Source organism: Novosphingobium sp. NFX11, assembly GCF_057376415.1.
In genome coordinates, this window is the sequence record NZ_CP080384.1 from 1,151,059 (window position 1) to 1,167,276 (window position 16,218).

13 protein-coding genes, 1 tRNA gene and 1 pseudogene are annotated in these 16,218 nt (G+C 64.2%); 8 read left to right on the plus strand and 7 right to left on the minus strand.

Annotated features, from left to right (window positions below):
- Nucleotides 1-3 precede the first annotated feature (3 nt).
- The 3 genes from KZO24_RS05840 to KZO24_RS05850 all read left to right on the plus strand — a co-directional run bounded on the left by KZO24_RS05840 (nucleotide 4) and on the right by KZO24_RS05850 (nucleotide 1,453).
- A complete protein-coding gene (locus tag KZO24_RS05840) occupies nucleotides 4-843 on the plus strand; it encodes a carbon-nitrogen hydrolase family protein (RefSeq protein WP_271183246.1) in 840 nt (279 codons plus the stop codon).
- Nucleotides 840-1,337, plus strand: a complete 498-nt coding sequence (locus KZO24_RS05845) for a DUF1178 family protein (RefSeq protein WP_271183247.1) — start codon at nucleotides 840-842, stop codon at nucleotides 1,335-1,337. Before KZO24_RS05840 ends, KZO24_RS05845 begins: the two co-directional genes overlap by 4 nt.
- A 39-nt stretch (nucleotides 1,338-1,376) precedes the next feature.
- A tRNA-Arg gene (locus KZO24_RS05850) sits at nucleotides 1,377-1,453 on the plus strand.
- Nucleotides 1,454-1,638: 185 nt separating this feature from the next.
- Here the strand turns inward: KZO24_RS05850 and KZO24_RS05855 are convergent.
- On the minus strand, nucleotides 1,639-2,694 hold the full coding sequence (locus tag KZO24_RS05855) for an NAD(P)-dependent alcohol dehydrogenase (protein WP_271183248.1): 1,056 nt from the start codon (nucleotides 2,692-2,694) through the stop codon (nucleotides 1,639-1,641).
- A gap of 349 nt (nucleotides 2,695-3,043) precedes the next feature.
- Between KZO24_RS05855 and KZO24_RS05860 the strand changes: the two are divergent.
- From KZO24_RS05860 to KZO24_RS05870, 3 genes and pseudogenes are all read left to right on the plus strand, one after another.
- Nucleotides 3,044-4,087 (plus strand): annotated as a pseudogene (locus KZO24_RS05860) (M20/M25/M40 family metallo-hydrolase); the annotation flags it as partial.
- Nucleotides 4,088-4,483: 396 nt separating this feature from the next.
- Nucleotides 4,484-5,728, plus strand: coding sequence for a Xaa-Pro dipeptidase (locus KZO24_RS05865; protein WP_486487145.1), 1,245 nt, complete (start codon nucleotides 4,484-4,486; stop codon nucleotides 5,726-5,728).
- Between the two features lie 76 nt (nucleotides 5,729-5,804).
- Nucleotides 5,805-6,728, plus strand: a complete 924-nt coding sequence (locus tag KZO24_RS05870) for a calcium-binding protein (RefSeq protein ID WP_271183250.1) — start codon at nucleotides 5,805-5,807, stop codon at nucleotides 6,726-6,728.
- 3 nt (nucleotides 6,729-6,731) lie between these two features.
- Here KZO24_RS05870 and KZO24_RS05875 read toward each other — a convergent pair whose 3' ends face one another.
- Entirely contained in the window at nucleotides 6,732-8,357 is a 1,626-nt protein-coding gene (locus tag KZO24_RS05875; protein ID WP_271183251.1) for a phytoene desaturase family protein, read from the minus strand.
- Nucleotides 8,354-9,523: an aromatic ring-hydroxylating oxygenase subunit alpha gene (locus tag KZO24_RS05880; RefSeq protein WP_271183252.1), complete on the minus strand. Its 1,170-nt coding sequence runs from the start codon at nucleotides 9,521-9,523 to the stop codon at nucleotides 8,354-8,356. Before KZO24_RS05880 ends, KZO24_RS05875 begins: the two co-directional genes overlap by 4 nt.
- 36 nt (nucleotides 9,524-9,559) lie before the next feature.
- On the opposite strand from KZO24_RS05880, the gene KZO24_RS05885 reads away from it, so the two are divergent.
- Nucleotides 9,560-10,153, plus strand: coding sequence for a TetR family transcriptional regulator C-terminal domain-containing protein (locus tag KZO24_RS05885; RefSeq protein WP_271183253.1), 594 nt, complete (start codon nucleotides 9,560-9,562; stop codon nucleotides 10,151-10,153).
- On the opposite strand, the gene KZO24_RS05890 is transcribed toward KZO24_RS05885, so the two are convergent.
- From KZO24_RS05890 to KZO24_RS05905, 4 genes are all read right to left on the minus strand, one after another.
- Nucleotides 10,150-11,376: an APC family permease gene (locus KZO24_RS05890; protein WP_486486976.1), complete on the minus strand. Its 1,227-nt coding sequence runs from the start codon at nucleotides 11,374-11,376 to the stop codon at nucleotides 10,150-10,152. The genes KZO24_RS05885 and KZO24_RS05890 overlap by 4 nt on opposite strands.
- 100 nt (nucleotides 11,377-11,476) lie before the next feature.
- The gene (locus tag KZO24_RS05895; protein ID WP_486487219.1) at nucleotides 11,477-11,713 is read right to left on the minus strand and encodes a hypothetical protein; all 237 of its coding nucleotides are present in this window, start codon (nucleotides 11,711-11,713) and stop codon (nucleotides 11,477-11,479) included.
- Nucleotides 11,667-13,697 carry a TonB-dependent receptor gene (locus KZO24_RS05900; protein WP_486486977.1) on the minus strand — a complete coding sequence of 677 codons (2,031 nt, stop codon included), beginning with the start codon at nucleotides 13,695-13,697 and terminating at the stop codon, nucleotides 11,667-11,669. The genes KZO24_RS05895 and KZO24_RS05900 overlap by 47 nt, the downstream gene beginning before the upstream one ends.
- Nucleotides 13,698-13,992: 295 nt before the next feature.
- A complete protein-coding gene (locus tag KZO24_RS05905; protein WP_486487146.1) occupies nucleotides 13,993-15,744 on the minus strand; it encodes a sulfotransferase family protein in 1,752 nt (583 codons plus the stop codon).
- Between the two features lie 211 nt (nucleotides 15,745-15,955).
- On the opposite strand from KZO24_RS05905, the gene KZO24_RS05910 reads away from it, so the two are divergent.
- Nucleotides 15,956-16,171 (plus strand): hypothetical protein, encoded by a 216-nt coding sequence (locus KZO24_RS05910; RefSeq protein WP_486486978.1) that lies wholly within the window; start codon nucleotides 15,956-15,958, stop codon nucleotides 16,169-16,171.
- Nucleotides 16,172-16,218 lie beyond the last annotated feature (47 nt).

Below are 16,218 nucleotides of genomic sequence, written 5' to 3' on the forward strand. Positions count from 1 at the left end.
CACATGACCCGCGCGGCGCTCTTCCAGATGACGACCGGCATCGATCCGCAGGCCAATGCGGCCGCGATCGTCGATGCGATCGTGCAGGCGCGGGCAGGCAGCGCGGCGATGCTGTTCACGCCCGAGATGTCCGGCCTGCTCGACCGCAAGCGCGACCGCGCGCGCGCGGCGATCCGGGGCGAGGGGGACGACGTCGTCCTCGCCGCCGTGCGCGAGGCGGCGCGGCGCGAGGGCATCTGGGTCCACATGGGATCGCTGGCCATCGCGCGCGAGGATGGCAAATGGGCCAACCGGGCCTTCGTGATCGACGATGCCGGTGAAATACGCGCGCGCTACGACAAGCTGCACATGTTCGACGTAGACCTCGCCACTGGCGAGAGCTGGCGCGAATCGAACGCCTACACGGCGGGCGAGGAAGTCGTCACCGTCGAGACGCCGCTCGGGCGCCTCGGGCTGGCGATCTGCTACGACGTGCGCTTTCCGGCGCTGTTCGAGGCACTGGGCCGCGCGGGTTGCGACGTGATCGCCATTCCCGCCGCCTTCACCGTGCCTACCGGAAAGGCGCACTGGCACCTGATGCAACGCGCCCGCGCGGTCGAGGCGAGCGCTTATGTCCTGTCGGCCGCGCAAGTCGGCCGGCACGAGGACGGGCGCGAGACTTACGGCCACTCGCTGGGCATCGACCCCTGGGGCGAAGTCCTGCTCGATATGGGCGGGGCGGATGACGGTGGGAGCGCCGGGGTAGGCTTCGTCGATCTCGATCCGGCGCGGACGGCCGAAGTGCGCGCCCAGCTTCCGAGCCTTGCCAACCGCCGCGCCATCGCCGGACAGCCTGCGTCATGATCGTCTACGACCTGGAATGCCGCGAGGGCGCGCATCGTTTCGAAGGCTGGTTCAAGTCCTCGGACGACTACGTGCGCCAGCAGGAGCGCGGACTGGTTACCTGCCCGCATTGCGGCTCGGGCGATGTCGTCAAGGCCGTCCAGGCCCCGCGCCTCGCGCGCAAGGGCAATCAGCTGCCCGAAGCCGCGCCGCCCGCCCGCGCAAAGCCCCCGGCACCCGGCACGCCTGCAGCTCCCGTGGCCAACGCACCGCTGCCGCCTCAGGCCGCCGAACTGATGCAGGCCCTGGCGACGATGCAGGCCGAGGCGCTCAAGTCCTCGCGCTATGTGGGGCAGGATTTCGCCAAGGACGCCCGCGCCATGCACTATGGCGAGCGCGATGCCGAAATCATCCACGGGCAGGCAACCGCAACCGAGGCGAAGGAACTGATCGAAGAGGGGATCGGCCTGATGCCGCTGCTGTTTCCGGTCGTGCCGCCCGAGCAGGCGAACTGATTGCAAAGCCGCCACGCAGCCGCTAGGAGGCCCCGGAGTGCGCCCGTAGCTCAGCCGGATAGAGCACCAGATTCCTAATCTGGGGGCCATGGGTTCGAATCCCGTCGGGCGCACCACTCTCTCCCAGAGCGCAATGACATTGGATTGAACCCGCACGCCGTCATTGCGAGCGTAGCGAAGCAATCCAGGGCACCACTGAGCGCCCTGGATTGCTTCGCTACGCTCGCAATGACGTGCGATGTAAAGTCATCGTGGCTCGGCAAACGGCCGCCTTCTTGTGGAGGCGGCCGTTGCCTTGAAATCAGGCCGCGTCCAGCGAGGCGCTGTCGATCACGAAGCGATAGCGCACGTCGCTGCGCGTCATGCGTTCGTAGGCGTCCTCGATCTGCTGGATGTCGATCATCTCGACGTCCGAGACGATGCCGTGCTCGGCGCAGAAATCGAGCATCTCTTGCGTCTCTGCAATGCCGCCGATCAGCGAGCCCGCGATCGTCTTGCGGCCGAAGATCAGGCCGCCGACACTGGGCGAGGGGTGCGGATGCTCCGGCACGCCCAGCATGACCAGCGCGCCGTCGCGCTTGAGCAGGCCGATGTAAGTGTCGAGGTCGTGGCTCGCCGCAACCGAGTCGATGATCAGGTCGAAAGTGCCGGTGTGCGCGGCCATTTCCTCGGCCTCGCGGCTGACCACCGCGCTGTCGGCGCCGAGGTCGATCGCGTCCTTGCGCTTGGCGGGCGTCGAGGTGAAGGCGACGACTTCGGCCCCCATGGCATGCGCGATCTTGATCGCCATATGGCCGAGACCGCCGATGCCGACGACGCCGACCTTCTTGCCCGGACCGGCGTTCCAGTGACGCAGCGGCGAGTATGTGGTGATGCCCGCGCAGAGCAGCGGTGCGACGGCGGCAAGCTGCTCCGCCGGGTGGCTGATCGAGAGCACGAAGCCCTGATCGACGACGATCGCGCGCGAATAGCCGCCCATGGTGTGGCCGGGCGCGTCCGGCGTCGCACCGTTGTAGGTGCCGACGAAGCCGTTCTCGCAATACTGCTCCAGGTTGTCGTTGCACGAGCCGCAGTGGCCGCAACTGTCGACCATGCAGCCGACGCCGACGATGTCGCCCACCTTGAAGCGGCTGACTTCGCCGCCCACCGCGCTGACGGTGCCGACGATTTCGTGACCGGGAACGCAAGGGTAGAGCGTGCCGCCCCACTCGCTGCGCACGGTGTGCAGGTCCGAGTGGCATACACCGCAATAGCTGATCTCGATCGCGACGTCGCAGGGTCCCGGCTCGCGCCGTTCGATGGTCAGGGCTTCGAGAGGCTTGTCGCCCGCATGGGCGCCATAAGCGTTGACTTGCATGGAATGTCCTTGCTGTCGGAAGAAACTGGAATTGGGATCGGCCGAGATGCCGCATGTGCGAGATAGGCGCTCATCGCGCCAGCGATTAGTGCATGCTTTCTTCACGTAGCGATGAGTGATGCTCACTATGGCGCGACAACTTCACCTCCACCCCGTCATTGCGAGCGCAGCGAAGCAATCCAAGGCGGTGTAACTCTGCCCTGGATTGCTTCGCTGCGCTCGCAATGACGAAGGGTGGCGGGCGGGATTGCGCAGGCCCCGGTCGCTCGACAGGATAGCCCTCTCGCGCTCGCGGCGATTCTTTGTCGGCGCGACCGTGCAAGACACCAAGTTCAGGGGCTTCATCACGATGCGCTTTTCGATCCCGGTCCTGCTTTCTCTCGGCGCCAGCCTGCTCGCATCGAGTACCGCGCAGGCGAAAGGCCATCCCGAGGCGGAAGCGCAAGTGCTCGACCTGTCGAAGCGCGCCATCGCGCTGCGCTCGGTGCAGGGTCCGGGCAACAAGACCGGCGAAGTCGCGGCGCTGTTCCGCGATGCGCTGCTGAAAGCCGGGTGGACCGCCAGCGACATCGAGATCGTGCCGCTCGGCGACACCGCCTACCTGATCGCGACGTGGAAGGGCAGCGACCCCGGCCTCAAGCCCCTCGTCATTTCCGCGCACATGGACGTGGTCGAGGCGAAACCGGAGGACTGGGAGCGCGATCCCTTCACGCCGGTGGTGGAGAACGGCTATCTCTTCGGGCGCGGCGCCAGCGACACCAAGTTCGAGGCGGCGCTGGCGCTGTCCTCGGTGATCGAACTGCGGCGCGAAGGGTTCCGGCCGAAACGCAGCATCGTCATCGCCTATTCGGGCGACGAGGAGACGACCATGGATACCTCCAAGGTCATCGCCGAGCGGCTGAAGGGCGCGGAACTGGTGCTCAACGTCGACGGCTCCTCGGGCACGCTGTCGGAGGCGGGCAAGCCGCTCTACTGGAGCTGGCAGGGGGCCGAGAAGACTTACGTGGACTACAAGGTCGAGGTGACGAACCCCGGCGGTCACAGCTCCGCGCCACGGCCCGATAACGCGATCGTGCAACTGGCGCAGGCGATGGAACGGATCGGCGCCTATCGCTTCAAGCCCGAACTCAACGACGTGACGCGCCAGTACTGGATCGGCGCCGCGAAGATCGAGCCCGACCCCAAGCTCGCGGCGGCAATGAAGGCCTTCGTTGCCAATCCGAACGATCCGGCAGCGCTGCAGGTGCTGCGCGCCAATCCCGCGACGGTCGGGCGCGTGTCGACGACTTGCGTGCCGACGATGATCTCGGGCGGCCATGCCCAGAACGCGCTGCCGCAGAGCGCGACGGCCAACATCAACTGCCGTATCTTCCCCGGCCACACCCGGCCCGAGATCATGGCGGAACTGGAGAATGTGGCGGCGATGCCCGCGGCGAAGTTCACCGACGTGACCGGCGACGATCTCGGTCGAGGCGCCCGCATCGCCGGTGCGGCCGGACTTCGTGGCGGCAGTGGGCAAGGCGGTAAAGGCGGCCTGGGGGCCGGTGCCGATCATCCCCTCGCAGTCCTCGGGTGCTTCGGACTCGATGTGGTATCGCGCGCTCGGCGTGCCGAGCTATGGCGCCAGCGCCTCGATGATCCGGGACTCCGACGAATTCGCCCATGGCCTCAACGAGCGCATCGGCCTGCTGAACATCGCGCCGGGCGTGGTCTACTACACCACCTTGCTGACGGACCTCGCGAGCAAGTGAGGGCGGCGGCGCTCGCTGCGGCTTTGGCTCCGCTGGTTCTGGCGGGGCTAAGCGTTCCGGCGAGCGCAGCATCGGTCTACGTCAGGGCAGGGCGCTTGCTCGACGTGGAGAGCGGCACTGCGAGCACCGGACAATGCGTGCTGGTCGAGGGTGAGCGGGTCGCACGGGTGGAGCCTTGCGCCGCGCCGCCGCCGGGTGCCGAAACGCTCGACTGGTCGGCCTATACCGTGCTGCCGGGCTTGATCGATCTTCATACGCACCTTGCCGATACCGGGCAGAGCGCGGATGTCGCCGCGCCGCTCAAGACCTCGCCGCAACTGACGGCGCTGATCGGCGCGCACAATGCGAAAGTGACGCTGGAGGCGGGCTTCACCACGGTGCGCGATGTCGGCACCTATCGCGGGCTGACTGACGTGGCCTTGCGTGATGCCATTGCGCAGGGGCTGGTGCCGGGGCCGCGCATGTTCGTCGCGGGTGCCTACATCACGTCGCCGGGCGGCGGCGGCGAACTCAACGGCGTCGTGCCGAACGACCAGCTTCCCGCCGACATGCGCCTCGGCGTCGTTCACAATGCCGGTGAAGCGCGCGAGAAGGCGCAGTACCTGTTCGATCACGGCGCCGACTTCATCAAGATGATCGCCACCGGCGCCGTCCTCGCCATTGGCACCGAGCCGGGACAGATCGAACTGAGCGACGACGAGATGCGCGCCGTCGTGGACGTCGCGAAGGCGCATGGCAGCTACGCGACCGCCCATGCCCACGGCACGGCGGGCATCAAGGCGGCGATCCGCTCCGGCGTACACAGCATCGAACACGCCAGCCTGATCGACGATGAGGGCCTCGCCATGGCGAAGAAGGCGGGCGTCTGGCTGGTCATGGACATCTACGACGGCGACTGGATCGACGAGCAGGGTACGCGCGAAGGCTGGCCGCAGGAATACCTGCGCAAGAACCGCGAGACGACGCAGCAGCAACGCGACGGCTTCGCCAAGGCAGTGAAGCTGGGGGTCAGGCTCGGCTTCGGGACCGACGCGGGTGTCTATCCGCATGGGCTGAACGCACGGCAGTTCGCGTACATGGTCCGCTATGGCATGACCCCGGCGCAGGCGATCCGGTCGGCGACGATCGATGCCGCCGCCCTGATCGGGCATGAGAAGGAACTGGGCTCGATCGCACCGGGCAAGTTCGCCGACATGATCGCGGTGACGGGCGATCCGCTGTCCGCTGTGCGCGTGCTGGAACAGGTTGCTTACGTGATGAAGGCCGGTGCCGTAGCGAAGTGAGCGGAATCCGCTGCTTTGCTACCCCTGAGTACCGCTTGAGTGCCGTTGAGTGCCGTTATGTAACCGGGAGGTCAGCTTGGTAGCAGCAGTGTTTTCACGCAGGCAGGTGGCGGCCGGTCTGGCGGTCTTGCCGCTGGTTCCGGCGACCGTGCACGCAGTGCCCTCGCGGCTCGACAGGGTGATGGTGCAGGGCAGGCCGCAGGATACGGGTTCGCTCTACAAGGTGCGCAACATATTGCCGGCGCTGGATAAACTTGGCGGCTTGCGGCGGATGCGATGCCGGGAGCCCTATGCCGGGACGCCCGGGTGGAATACCTACCTTGGGCTTGCCCGGCAGGGGGTGACATTCTGCCTCACCCTCTCCGGTCGGGAAATCGCAAAGACGATCGCCGACCTCAAGGCCTTCGTCATCCAGGCGCCCGGTGCGATATGGGCGGTCGAGTTCCCGAACGAGCCCGACCTCAATCCCGTGAACTACAACGGCGTGCATGATTCCCGGTTGGGATTTCGGACAGGTAATGCTCCGGTATTAATGTCCTATATCAAGGACTTCACGGCATCATTTAAGGCGGAATCCAGTCTGAAAACGATCCCCCTCATCGCGAGCAACGACTTCATGCAAGCGGAGCAGGCCCCTTTCACGACCTACGGCAATGCCCATATCTACCCCAAGCCCGCCACTGTCGTGGCGGACCGCCTGACGAGCTTCGGCGAGAAAATAGCAGTTGGTCGCCACACACACGGCGTGATTACCGAATGGGGCCGCACAACGGGCGGTGGTGCAAAAAACGTGACTTCTCCGCCGGTTTCACTGGAGCAGCAGGCCATCTTGCTCGCCTCGGATCTGGCGGCGGCCCTCGATCGCCCGTTGATCCGCGCGATCAGCATTTACGAGCTGTTTTCCTGGGCCGGGACCAGTGAGATGAACAACTTCGGCCTGTTCAACGCCGACCTGACCCCGCGACCCGCAGTCGCCGCGATCCGTGCCGTCATCGGCTGAAATTCAGCGAAAACGCCGGTACATCCCGCCGAAACCCAGCGCCATTCCGCGACTGTCGGCAATGACCTCATGGGCGCAATTATGCCCCGGAGCCCCGGTCACGCCGCCGCCGGGATGTGTTCCCGCGCCGCACATGTAGAGCCCCTTGATCGGCCCCCGATACGCGCCATGCCCCAGCACCGGCCGCGCCGACCACATCTGGTCGAGCGTCAGATTCCCGTGCATGATGTCTCCGCCGACCAGCCCGAATTTGCGCTCCAGCCCCTTGGGACTGAGCACCTGTCGTCCCAGGATCGAGGCGCGGAAGCCCGGTGCATGCGCCTCCACCGTGTCGATAATGGCATCGGCGGCCTTGTCCTCCTCCATGTCCCAGTCGCGTCCATCGGGTAGTTCGGGCGCGAATTGCTGGCAGAACAGGCTGGCGACATGCTGGCCCGGAGGGGCGAGGCTGTCGTCCACGGTAGAGGGGATCAGCATCTCGACGATAGGCTTGCGCGACCAGCCGAACTGCTTGGCGTCGATGAAGGCGCGGTCCATGTAGTCGAGGGTCGGGGCGATGATGATGCCGGACTGATGATGCTCGCCCGGTTCGGGAAGGCACGTAAATCGAGGCAGTTCGGATAGCGCCACGTTCATCCGGAACGTGCCGCTTCCCGCCTTGAAGCCCTTCATCCGGCGCCGGAAATCGGCGTCTAGGTCGGCAGCTGCGATCATCCGGTCGTAGAGCAGTTTCGGCCCGACATTGGCGATGATGCGCGGCGCCGCGATCTCCTCGCCGCTTTCCAGGCGAACGCCGGCGACCTTGCCGCTATCCACCAGCACTTGCGCGACCGGTGCCTCCAGGCTGATCTCGACGCCGAGATCGCGGCAGACCTTGGCCATGATCTGCGTGATCGCGCCCATGCCACCGACCGAGTGGCCCCAGGCCCCCTTCTTGCCGTTCACCTCGCCGAAGACATGGTGCAGCAGGACGTAGGCACTGCCGGGCGTGTCAGGCGAGGCATAGTTGCCGACCACCGCATCGAACCCGAACGCGGCCTTGACCGCCTCACTCTCGAACCAGCTGTCGAGCAAGCTGCGGGCCGACTTGGTGAACAGGTCGAGCACATCGCGCTGGGCTTCCATCGACAGGCCCGCCAGCTTGCGCCCTTGCACGGCCGCATCGACCAGCGCACGCCAGCCGCCGCCCACCTCGGGCGGGGTCCTGAGGGCAAGGTCGCGCAGCACCTCGGCGACGCCTTCGAGAGCGTCGTAATAGGCCGGGAGTACCTCGGCGTCATGGGCCGAAAAGCGGCGGAATTCCGCTTGCGTGCGCTCCAGTCCGCCGCCGAGCTTGAGGTAGCCGCCATCCTCCTGGGGCAGCAGGTTGCTGATCGGCCGCTCGATTACGCGGTAGCCGTGGTCGGCAAGGCGCATGTCGGCGATCACTTTGGGCTGCAACAGACTGACCGTGTAGCTGGCGACCGAATTGCGGAATCCCGGGTGGAATTCCTCCGTCACGGCAGCCCCGCCGACAACGTCGCGCCGCTCGAGAATGCGCACCTTGAGCCCCGCCCGGGCGAGGTAGAAGGCGCAAGTCAGGCCATTATGGCCACCGCCGATGATGAGTGCGTCGTAGCGGTCGGTCATGCGGTCCTGCTCCAGCCGGGCGCGGGGGAATGTTCGGAACGGGCGGCGGGGATGATCTGCCGCAGCCGCCTGCAGAAATGGCGCAGGCAGACCTCCTTGTCGGAGAGCGGCCCAATCGAGAAACTGCGCGAGGCCATGCCAGCCTGCACACGGGTAATGAGTGCGGTGTCTTCCGCATTTACTTCGCGGTTAATGCGCCAGTTGAGGTAGCGCGCGGCCTTCATCTCGCGCCGGTCATCGTCGAGAACGTAGCTGATCTCGCGGATCACGCTGGCGGTCGGGCTGACCGGAAGCCACTGCATGAAATCGACCTGGTCAGGATAGATGTCGAAGGCGACGTTCGGCCAGAGCTTGAAGTAAAGCCAGTGACGCTGCCGCTCCGGCGGGAGGTGCGGCACAGGCGGAAGCAAGCGCTGGTACATGCGCTCCGACCAGTTGGGAGAGGGGGCATCAATCAGGTCGCCCCACATGCGATCGACGTTCGCCTCCGCTTCGACGCCATAGCTGCGGCCAAACAGACGGGTGAGGCCGGGATGGGCGACCGGAATGTGAAGTCCGTCCGAGTAATTGTCGCCGATGTTCTTCCAGTTAACCTCACGCGGGCGCATGGTCACCCGGCCGAGCGCTTTCAGGTCATGAAAGCTATAAGGCGCGACCATATGTTCGTAAGGTGTCATCATCTGCGCCACCGTCGGGCCGCCGTCATCGACCAGCCGCACGAACACGAAGCCGCGCCATACCTCGATCTGGATGGATGACAGCCCGAGACCGGCCTTGTCGAAAACAGGGTAGCTCGCGCTGTCGGGTACGCCGGCGAGCCGGCCGTCGAGGTCGTAGGTCCATGCATGATAGGGACAGACCAGCTTTCGCGCGCAGCCGCTGGCACCGTCGACGATGCGCGAGCCGCGATGGCGGCAGACGTTGGTGAAGGCGCGCAGCACCCTGTCCGTGCCGCGCACCACCATCACGCTTTCGCCGATGTAGTCCAGGGTGTGCCAGTCGCCAGGGCTTGGAATGTCGCTCTCATGGCAGACGATCTGCCAGCTCGGGGCGAAGACGCGCTCCTTCTCGGCCTCGAAGAATTCGGTGTCGGAATAGGTCCACGCAGGCAGGCTCCAGCCTTCCAGCGGGTCGGTCATGGGGGCGTCGGCGACTTGCGTTGCCATGGCGTGCTCCTTGCTATACGATCGTATAGCAATACTATGGCCGAGCATCAATCCTTTACGCGGGAGCATCCCGACGAGCGTCGCCAGAGCCTGGTAGAAGCCACGGCGAGGTGCCTTGCCCGTCATGGCGTGGCAGGAACTTCGGTGCGGGCAATCTGCGCCGAGGCCGGGGTATCTCCGGGATTGCTGAGGCATTACTTCGCCGGTGTCGGCGATGCGATCGCCCAGGCCTATCGCTGGACCGGAAGTCGCGTGGGCGAGGCGCTGGCAGATGCCGTGGCAGCCGCGGGTGAGAATCCGCGCGCGCGGCTTCTGGCTTATCTGTCGGCGAACTTCCGGTCGCCGATCGCCGATCCGGAACTGCTCGCGACATGGCTCGCGTTCTGGAGCATGACGCCGGTGAACGACGGCATCGGCGCGTTGCACCAGCAAATCTACGGTGAGTTCAGGAACGGCATCGAGGAACTGGTCCTGGCGGTTAAGCCGGATTTGGGTGATGCTCGATTGCCGGCGGTGGCCTTGACTGCTTTGATCGACGGGCTCTGGCTGGAACTGAGCCTCGGGCAGGCGCCCTTCACGCCGGAAGAAGCGGAGGGCCTTGTCGAGAAGTGGCTCGATGCTCTGCTTTAGTCTGTGCTCTGGTCCTCGCGGCGGCTCCAAAGCCGGATCGGCAGACCCGAGACCATGAGAATGAAGCTCATTCCGCTTGCCGCGATGCCCGCACCCCACAACGCCCATAACGCATAGCCCGCGCCCAGTACGGCGAGCGGACGGCAGACCCGCAGCCTCCATGCCGCCAGTGCGCAGGCGAGATAGAGCCAGAGGGTCGCCGAAGTGGACAGCAACAGGAGGTATTCGAACAGGCCGCGCATGGAGCGCAATCCGTTCATGACCACGAAAAGCATAGTGATAGCCGTGGACACGAGAAGCGCGCGTCGCGGCGTTCCTCTTGCGTCGGTGGCCATGAACCAGCGCGGGAGCAGTCTGCGCGCTGCCATGTCCCGTGACAGTTCGGCTTCGAGCAGGGTCCAGCCGTTGAGTGCGCCGACGCAACTGACCACCGCGAAGAGCGTCACCATGGCCGCCGCCGTCCCGTTCCAGTAACGGTTGACGAACGTGGCGAACGGGGCTGGGGAGGCGGCAGCCATGCTCATCGGCAGGAGCATGGCGATGGCGGAACAGACCGCGAGGTACAGCAGGCCGGTCAGGCCCGTTCCCCAGAGGGTGGCACGGGATATGTTCGCTTCCGGATTACGAACCCGCGCCGCGACGATGCTGGCGGATTCGAAACCCAGCAATGCCCACAATGTGAGCGTTGCCGCCGCATTGATCGAGCCGGGCGAAATCGGCACGGCATCGACCGGCAGCACTTCCGCCTCGCCGCCGACAAACAGTCTTGCGGCAATGACGATCACGACAAGCAGCGGCACGATCTTGATGGCGACGGTCGCGATCTGGAAGCCTCCCGCAGTTCGCACGCCTTGCAGATTGACCAGCGTGGTCAGCCAGAGGAGCGCGATCGCTGTGAGTGCGGGCACGAATTCGGCGCTCGCGAGTGAGGGGGCTATGCTCGACATGTAGCTGACGGCGGCAACGGCGATCGTGGCTACCGCGGTCCAGATCGAAACCAGGTATATCCAACTTATGAAGAACCCGGTGGTCTGCCCGAATGCGGCCGAGACGAACCCCGAAGGACTGCCGGCTTCCGGGAATTCCCGGGTCAGGCGGGTGATCACGTAAGCCAGAACAAGAACGCCCGCCGTGGTCACGATCCATCCGACCACGGCGTTCCAGCCGAAAGGGGCCAGGCTGGCAGGCAGCAGGAAGACGCCCGAACCGATCATGTTGCCCATGACCAACGCCATGGCGGCAGAAAGCCCGAGGCGCGCCCTGCCTGCGCCGTCTATCTTTCCGGATAGGCGGGGTTCGTCTTCCACCTCTTTTGGCAAGAGATCAGAAATCCCGACCGACCTTGAGGCCGATTACCCGAGGCCTGATGACATAATCATAAAACACGCCCCCGGTCTCGCTGATGCCCAGTGGATCGCCGCAGGTCGTTTCGAGACATTGGACCGAACTGTTGATGACACCGTTACTGTCGAACAGATTGTTCGCATATATTTCAAAGCGCCATACATCATTCTTAATGCCGAGACTGAAGTCCGCCGTGGTATAGGCGCCGAGATCCACCCTTGATTGCGTTTTCAGCATCGCGCAAGTCGCTGCGGCGCTTTCCGATGTAATTGACGGCGCCCTGGACGTGGCCGGTCCAGCCGCCGATCGGGAACTCGTACCGGGCAAGGGCATTGGCCTTGAAGCGCGCAGTGATCGGCAAGTGCGTTCCCGCTTGCGCCAGCCGGGTATTCTCGCCTTCGGGGATCGAGCAGTCGAAAGTGGCGTTGGCGATAAGGCAGAAGTCCTTTGTGATCTTTGCGTCGTTGTAGCTGCCCGAAGCATTGAGGGTCAGGCCGGCCTTGCGATAGCCCATGTCGAACTCGACGCCGTAGATCCGCGCTTCGCCAGCGTTGCGGATGAGGGTCAGGCCGTTTTCCCCGAGGAAGGACAACTGGATGTTGCTCCAGTCCTCGCGGAACATGGCGTAGTTGAAGTGGAACGCGCCCATCTGGCTCTTCCACCCGAATTCGTAGTTGTCGAGCGTGTCAGGTGCATAAGGCGGCTGGCCGCCGCGACGGTTGATGCCGCCGGGACGGAAGCCGCGCGACCAGGTAGCGTAGACCAGCCAGTTAGGAGTCAGCTTGTAGGTCAGGTTGGCCTTGTAGATCGATCCGGTATCGGAGGTTTTCGCATCAAGATTGGTGCACGGCGAACCGCTGACTTTCGCATCCTCGAAACAGGCGGCGACACCGGTGCGCGACGAGTATCCGTCGCTGTAGCCGAAGAAACCGACGAGCGAGTTCTTGTACTTGTAGACGCGCAGGCCTCCGGTAGCGGTAAGCTGGTCGGTGATGTCGAAGCTCAGTTCACCGAACGCGGCATAGTCACGGTCGATGCGCCTCTGACGGGTCAGCCAGATGTCGCTTTCGGTGCCGGGCACCGTGATCGCATCGGCAATGCCGTCGATGATGTAGTTCTGCGTGATCTGGTGAACCTGCCGCTGCGCGAACAGGCCGGCGATCAGGCGCAGGCGGTTTTCCTGCGGTGAACTGATACGCAGTTCACCGAACTGACGCCGGTATTTGTCACGGCCCTTGATGTACTGGTTCGGGCTGACCAGGTCGCCGGCATTGTCATACAGATATGCGCCAGAACCGTAGAGCGCGTCATAGAAGTACGAGTAGTCCGAATAATCGGATTCCGTGCGGTCCTTGCGGTTGAGGACGCCTCCCGTCGCGACGAGGTCCCAGTTGCCGATCTTGCCTTCAATGGTCAGGGCAGCTTGATACCATTCGTCCTTGCTGCTCTCGGGGTTGTACTGGACGGTCTGCAGTTTCTTGCTGACTGCGCTTGAGCGCTCCTGCGCAAAGCTGCCGTTGACCTTCTGGACCTGCCCCATGAGCGTGGGGGTGATCGTCCAGTCGTCATCCAGTTCGATGCCGAGCGCCATGCGCGCGCCATATGTATCGACGTCGTTGTAGTTTATTTCGACGAGATCGGCGTTGGTCTGGGTGATGCCGGAAACGGGGTATGTCCGGCTGCCCGCGACATTGTCGATGTATCCGCCGTCATGACGATACCAGCCGACGACGCGCAGCGCGGAGCGATCTGAAAGCTTGAAGTTCAGGAACCCTTGCGCGACGCCGCCGACGTCTCCGTGAGCGACGGAGTTCAGTTCCATGTCGACTGCGCCGTAAGTGCCCGAATAGTCCGGCTTGTTGGTCACGATCTTGATCGTACCCGCCATCGAACTCGCGCCATAGAGGGTGCCTTGCGGTCCTGCCAGCGCCTCGATCCGCGCGATGTCGTAGGCATGGATGTCAAGCGCGCCCTGGATGGTCGTGATCGGCATTTCGTCGAGATAGGTGCCCACCGTCGGCAGCGGCCCGGAGTGATTGGCGTTCTCACCCGATGCGACACCCCGGAAGTAGACCTGGCTGAAGCCCGGCTGGGTGGTCTGGATCGTAAGGGAGGGAATGTTCTTGACCGCGTCCTGAAGTTCCTTGACCTGCAACTCGCGCAGTTTTTCGCCTCCCAGAGCCGTGATTGCGATCGGCACATCCTGGAGATTTTCGGTCCGCTTCTGGGCTGTGACAAGGATTATGCCGTCTTCTTCGACGGCAGGAGCGCCTTGCGCCAACGCAGGTTGCGCTGCAGCGATGGCCGATGATCCAAGCAGCGCGACGACGACGCTGCGGCGACAACCCAAACGCGATGAATTCACCCGCATTCCCCTGTAATTGCCTGATTGGGAAGCGGCCACAATTCATGAGCTTTGACAATAGGTCCACCGTGCAACGTCGATTGTGCGCTGCACTGTATGACATTTTCGCCACAATTATTGACGTTGCGGATCAGCGCTTGGCGTAAGTTTCGGGTAGATCGCCTAGAGCATCGCGCAACGGCCCAAGCCAGGCATTGTAGGCAAGCCACTGATCGACGCCGTCGCGATTGATCGGGCGACGGACCTGCTCGCTCGATGCCGTGCGCACCGCACGGTCATTGAGATGGAATTGGAGGCAATTTTCCTCGAAATCGAGCGAGAGATGGGTGAGAAGCGCACGCACTTCAGCTTCCGGGTCATCCAGAAGTCGTTCGTGAATGACCCGGTGTACCCGGCCGGGCATGACGGTGTCGTAATGGGCCATGGCGCGCACGTAATCGGCGTAGTAGCGGCCGATGTGCCCAAGGTCGTAGGAGAACGCTTGTCCTTTTGCGAAATGCTGCCGGAAATTGGAGAAGCAGCAGTCCAGCGGCGCGCGGCGGGCATCGATAATCCGGGCGTTCGGAAGGATCGCGGTGATGAAGCCTGCGTAAGCCCAGTTGTTGGGAAGCTTGTCGATGTAGAAGGGCTTGCCGGTCTTGCGCTGGATGCGCGTGCGCTCGATGAATTCGGCGCCCAGTTCGGCGAGGCGCGCCGGTGGCATCGTGGCCAGCGCCGCTGGCCAGTCCCGGCTGTTGCCAGCGTAGGTTTGTGCCTCGCGCATGGCCATGGCGGGAATGTCCGGGAGTTCCATCGTGCCTTCCACTTGCGAATGGCTCGAGAGAATCTGTTCGATGAGGGTGGAGCCGGCGCGCGGCAGGCCGAGGATGAAGATCGGGTCGGGGCAGGGATGGCCCGTGCCCTCCAGTCGGCCGAGCAGGTCGGGCGTCACCGTCGCGATAACGGCGTCCACCTGTGCGCTCACGACGTTCGGGTCGAAATCGAGCTGATCGCGCCGGAGGCGGTTCCCCGTCGTATAGTGCCGGAAGGCAAGCTCCGCCACATTGCGGTCGTCGAACGCCTTGCCGAGTGCGAAGTGCAGGTGCAGGCGGTCGTCGTCGGACAGGGCTTCGTCCGTCAATGCGGCTTCCATTGCGGCGACGTCGATAGCCTCGAACCGCCAGGTCTTGAGGTTCGCAAGGCTCCACCACACCTCGCCGAGGCTCGGCTCGATGGCGATCGCGTGCCGATAGGCGGAGACGCTCTCGGTCTGTTCGCCGAGCGTTTTCAGGATGTGCCCGTAGCTCATCCATAGTCGGGCATGATCCGGGAAAGTTTCGGTCAGGTCTGCATAGATGTGCCGCGCCTCCGCGTAATCGCCGATCCGGCCAAGCGCTGCTGCGCGCAAGTTGAGATCGCCAGCCTGCGCTCCGCCTTGCGTGATCACCTCGTCAAGCACGCCCACCGCTTCGGCAAAACGGTTCTGCCGATAGAGGGAGATCGCGAGATTTGCCCGTGCGGCCGTGAATCCGGGCGCCAGTTCAAGTGCGCGGCGCAGCAGCTTTTCCGCGTCGCGATAGCGGCCGATACGGCCTGCCAGTTCTGCCATCATGCGGATCGCCGCAACATCCGTGGGCTGTTCGCGCAGTCTATTTCGTAGACCGGCTTCAGCGACCGGCAGGTCACCGGTGAGCAGAGCCCGGGCTATAGCGACGAGATCCGGATCATGTGATGAGGCTCGAATGGCTTCCCCTTCGGCAAGCATCGCTTCTTCATTGCGTCCCAAGGCCCTCAGTGCCCGTCCGAGCAATCGATAGGCCGAAGCATTGTGCGGCTCGTGCAGTACCGCGTTGCGCAAGACCGGCAGGGCACGCCCGGGGTCGGCAGCCACGAGGGCGGCAATGGAAGCGGGGGCGGGGCTGCGTCGGCGGAGCGGTTCATCTGCTGCCGATTATGGGCAAGTCGCGCAATCACCTCAAGCACGCCTGTCGAGGCTTCGAGCCCTTGTGCGTCTTTCAAGATTGTGACAGCCTCACGAGTGACTTGATCGCCGTGAACGGGATCGTTAGCCGGGCGCTCCGCAAGCCGGGCTGACAACTCCAAGGGTGAATTTCATGCGCTTAAGCACTGTACGCAAAGGCATTTTTCGGACCCGGTTGCCGGGGCTCGGAGAGTGCGCCCGCGTCGATATGAGCGCGGGCGACGCCGCGCCGTTTCTGGAGCGGGAGATGTACGTCTTGCTTGGCTTCGAGCCGAGTTTCGATCAGTTGCCAGAGCAATGCGCCGATACGAAGCCGGCGGCCCGTTCGCTCTGGGCCGGGCAGTTCTAGTCCGTCATTCAACACAGAATCGTCGCAGGATTGAAATTCGAGCGCGC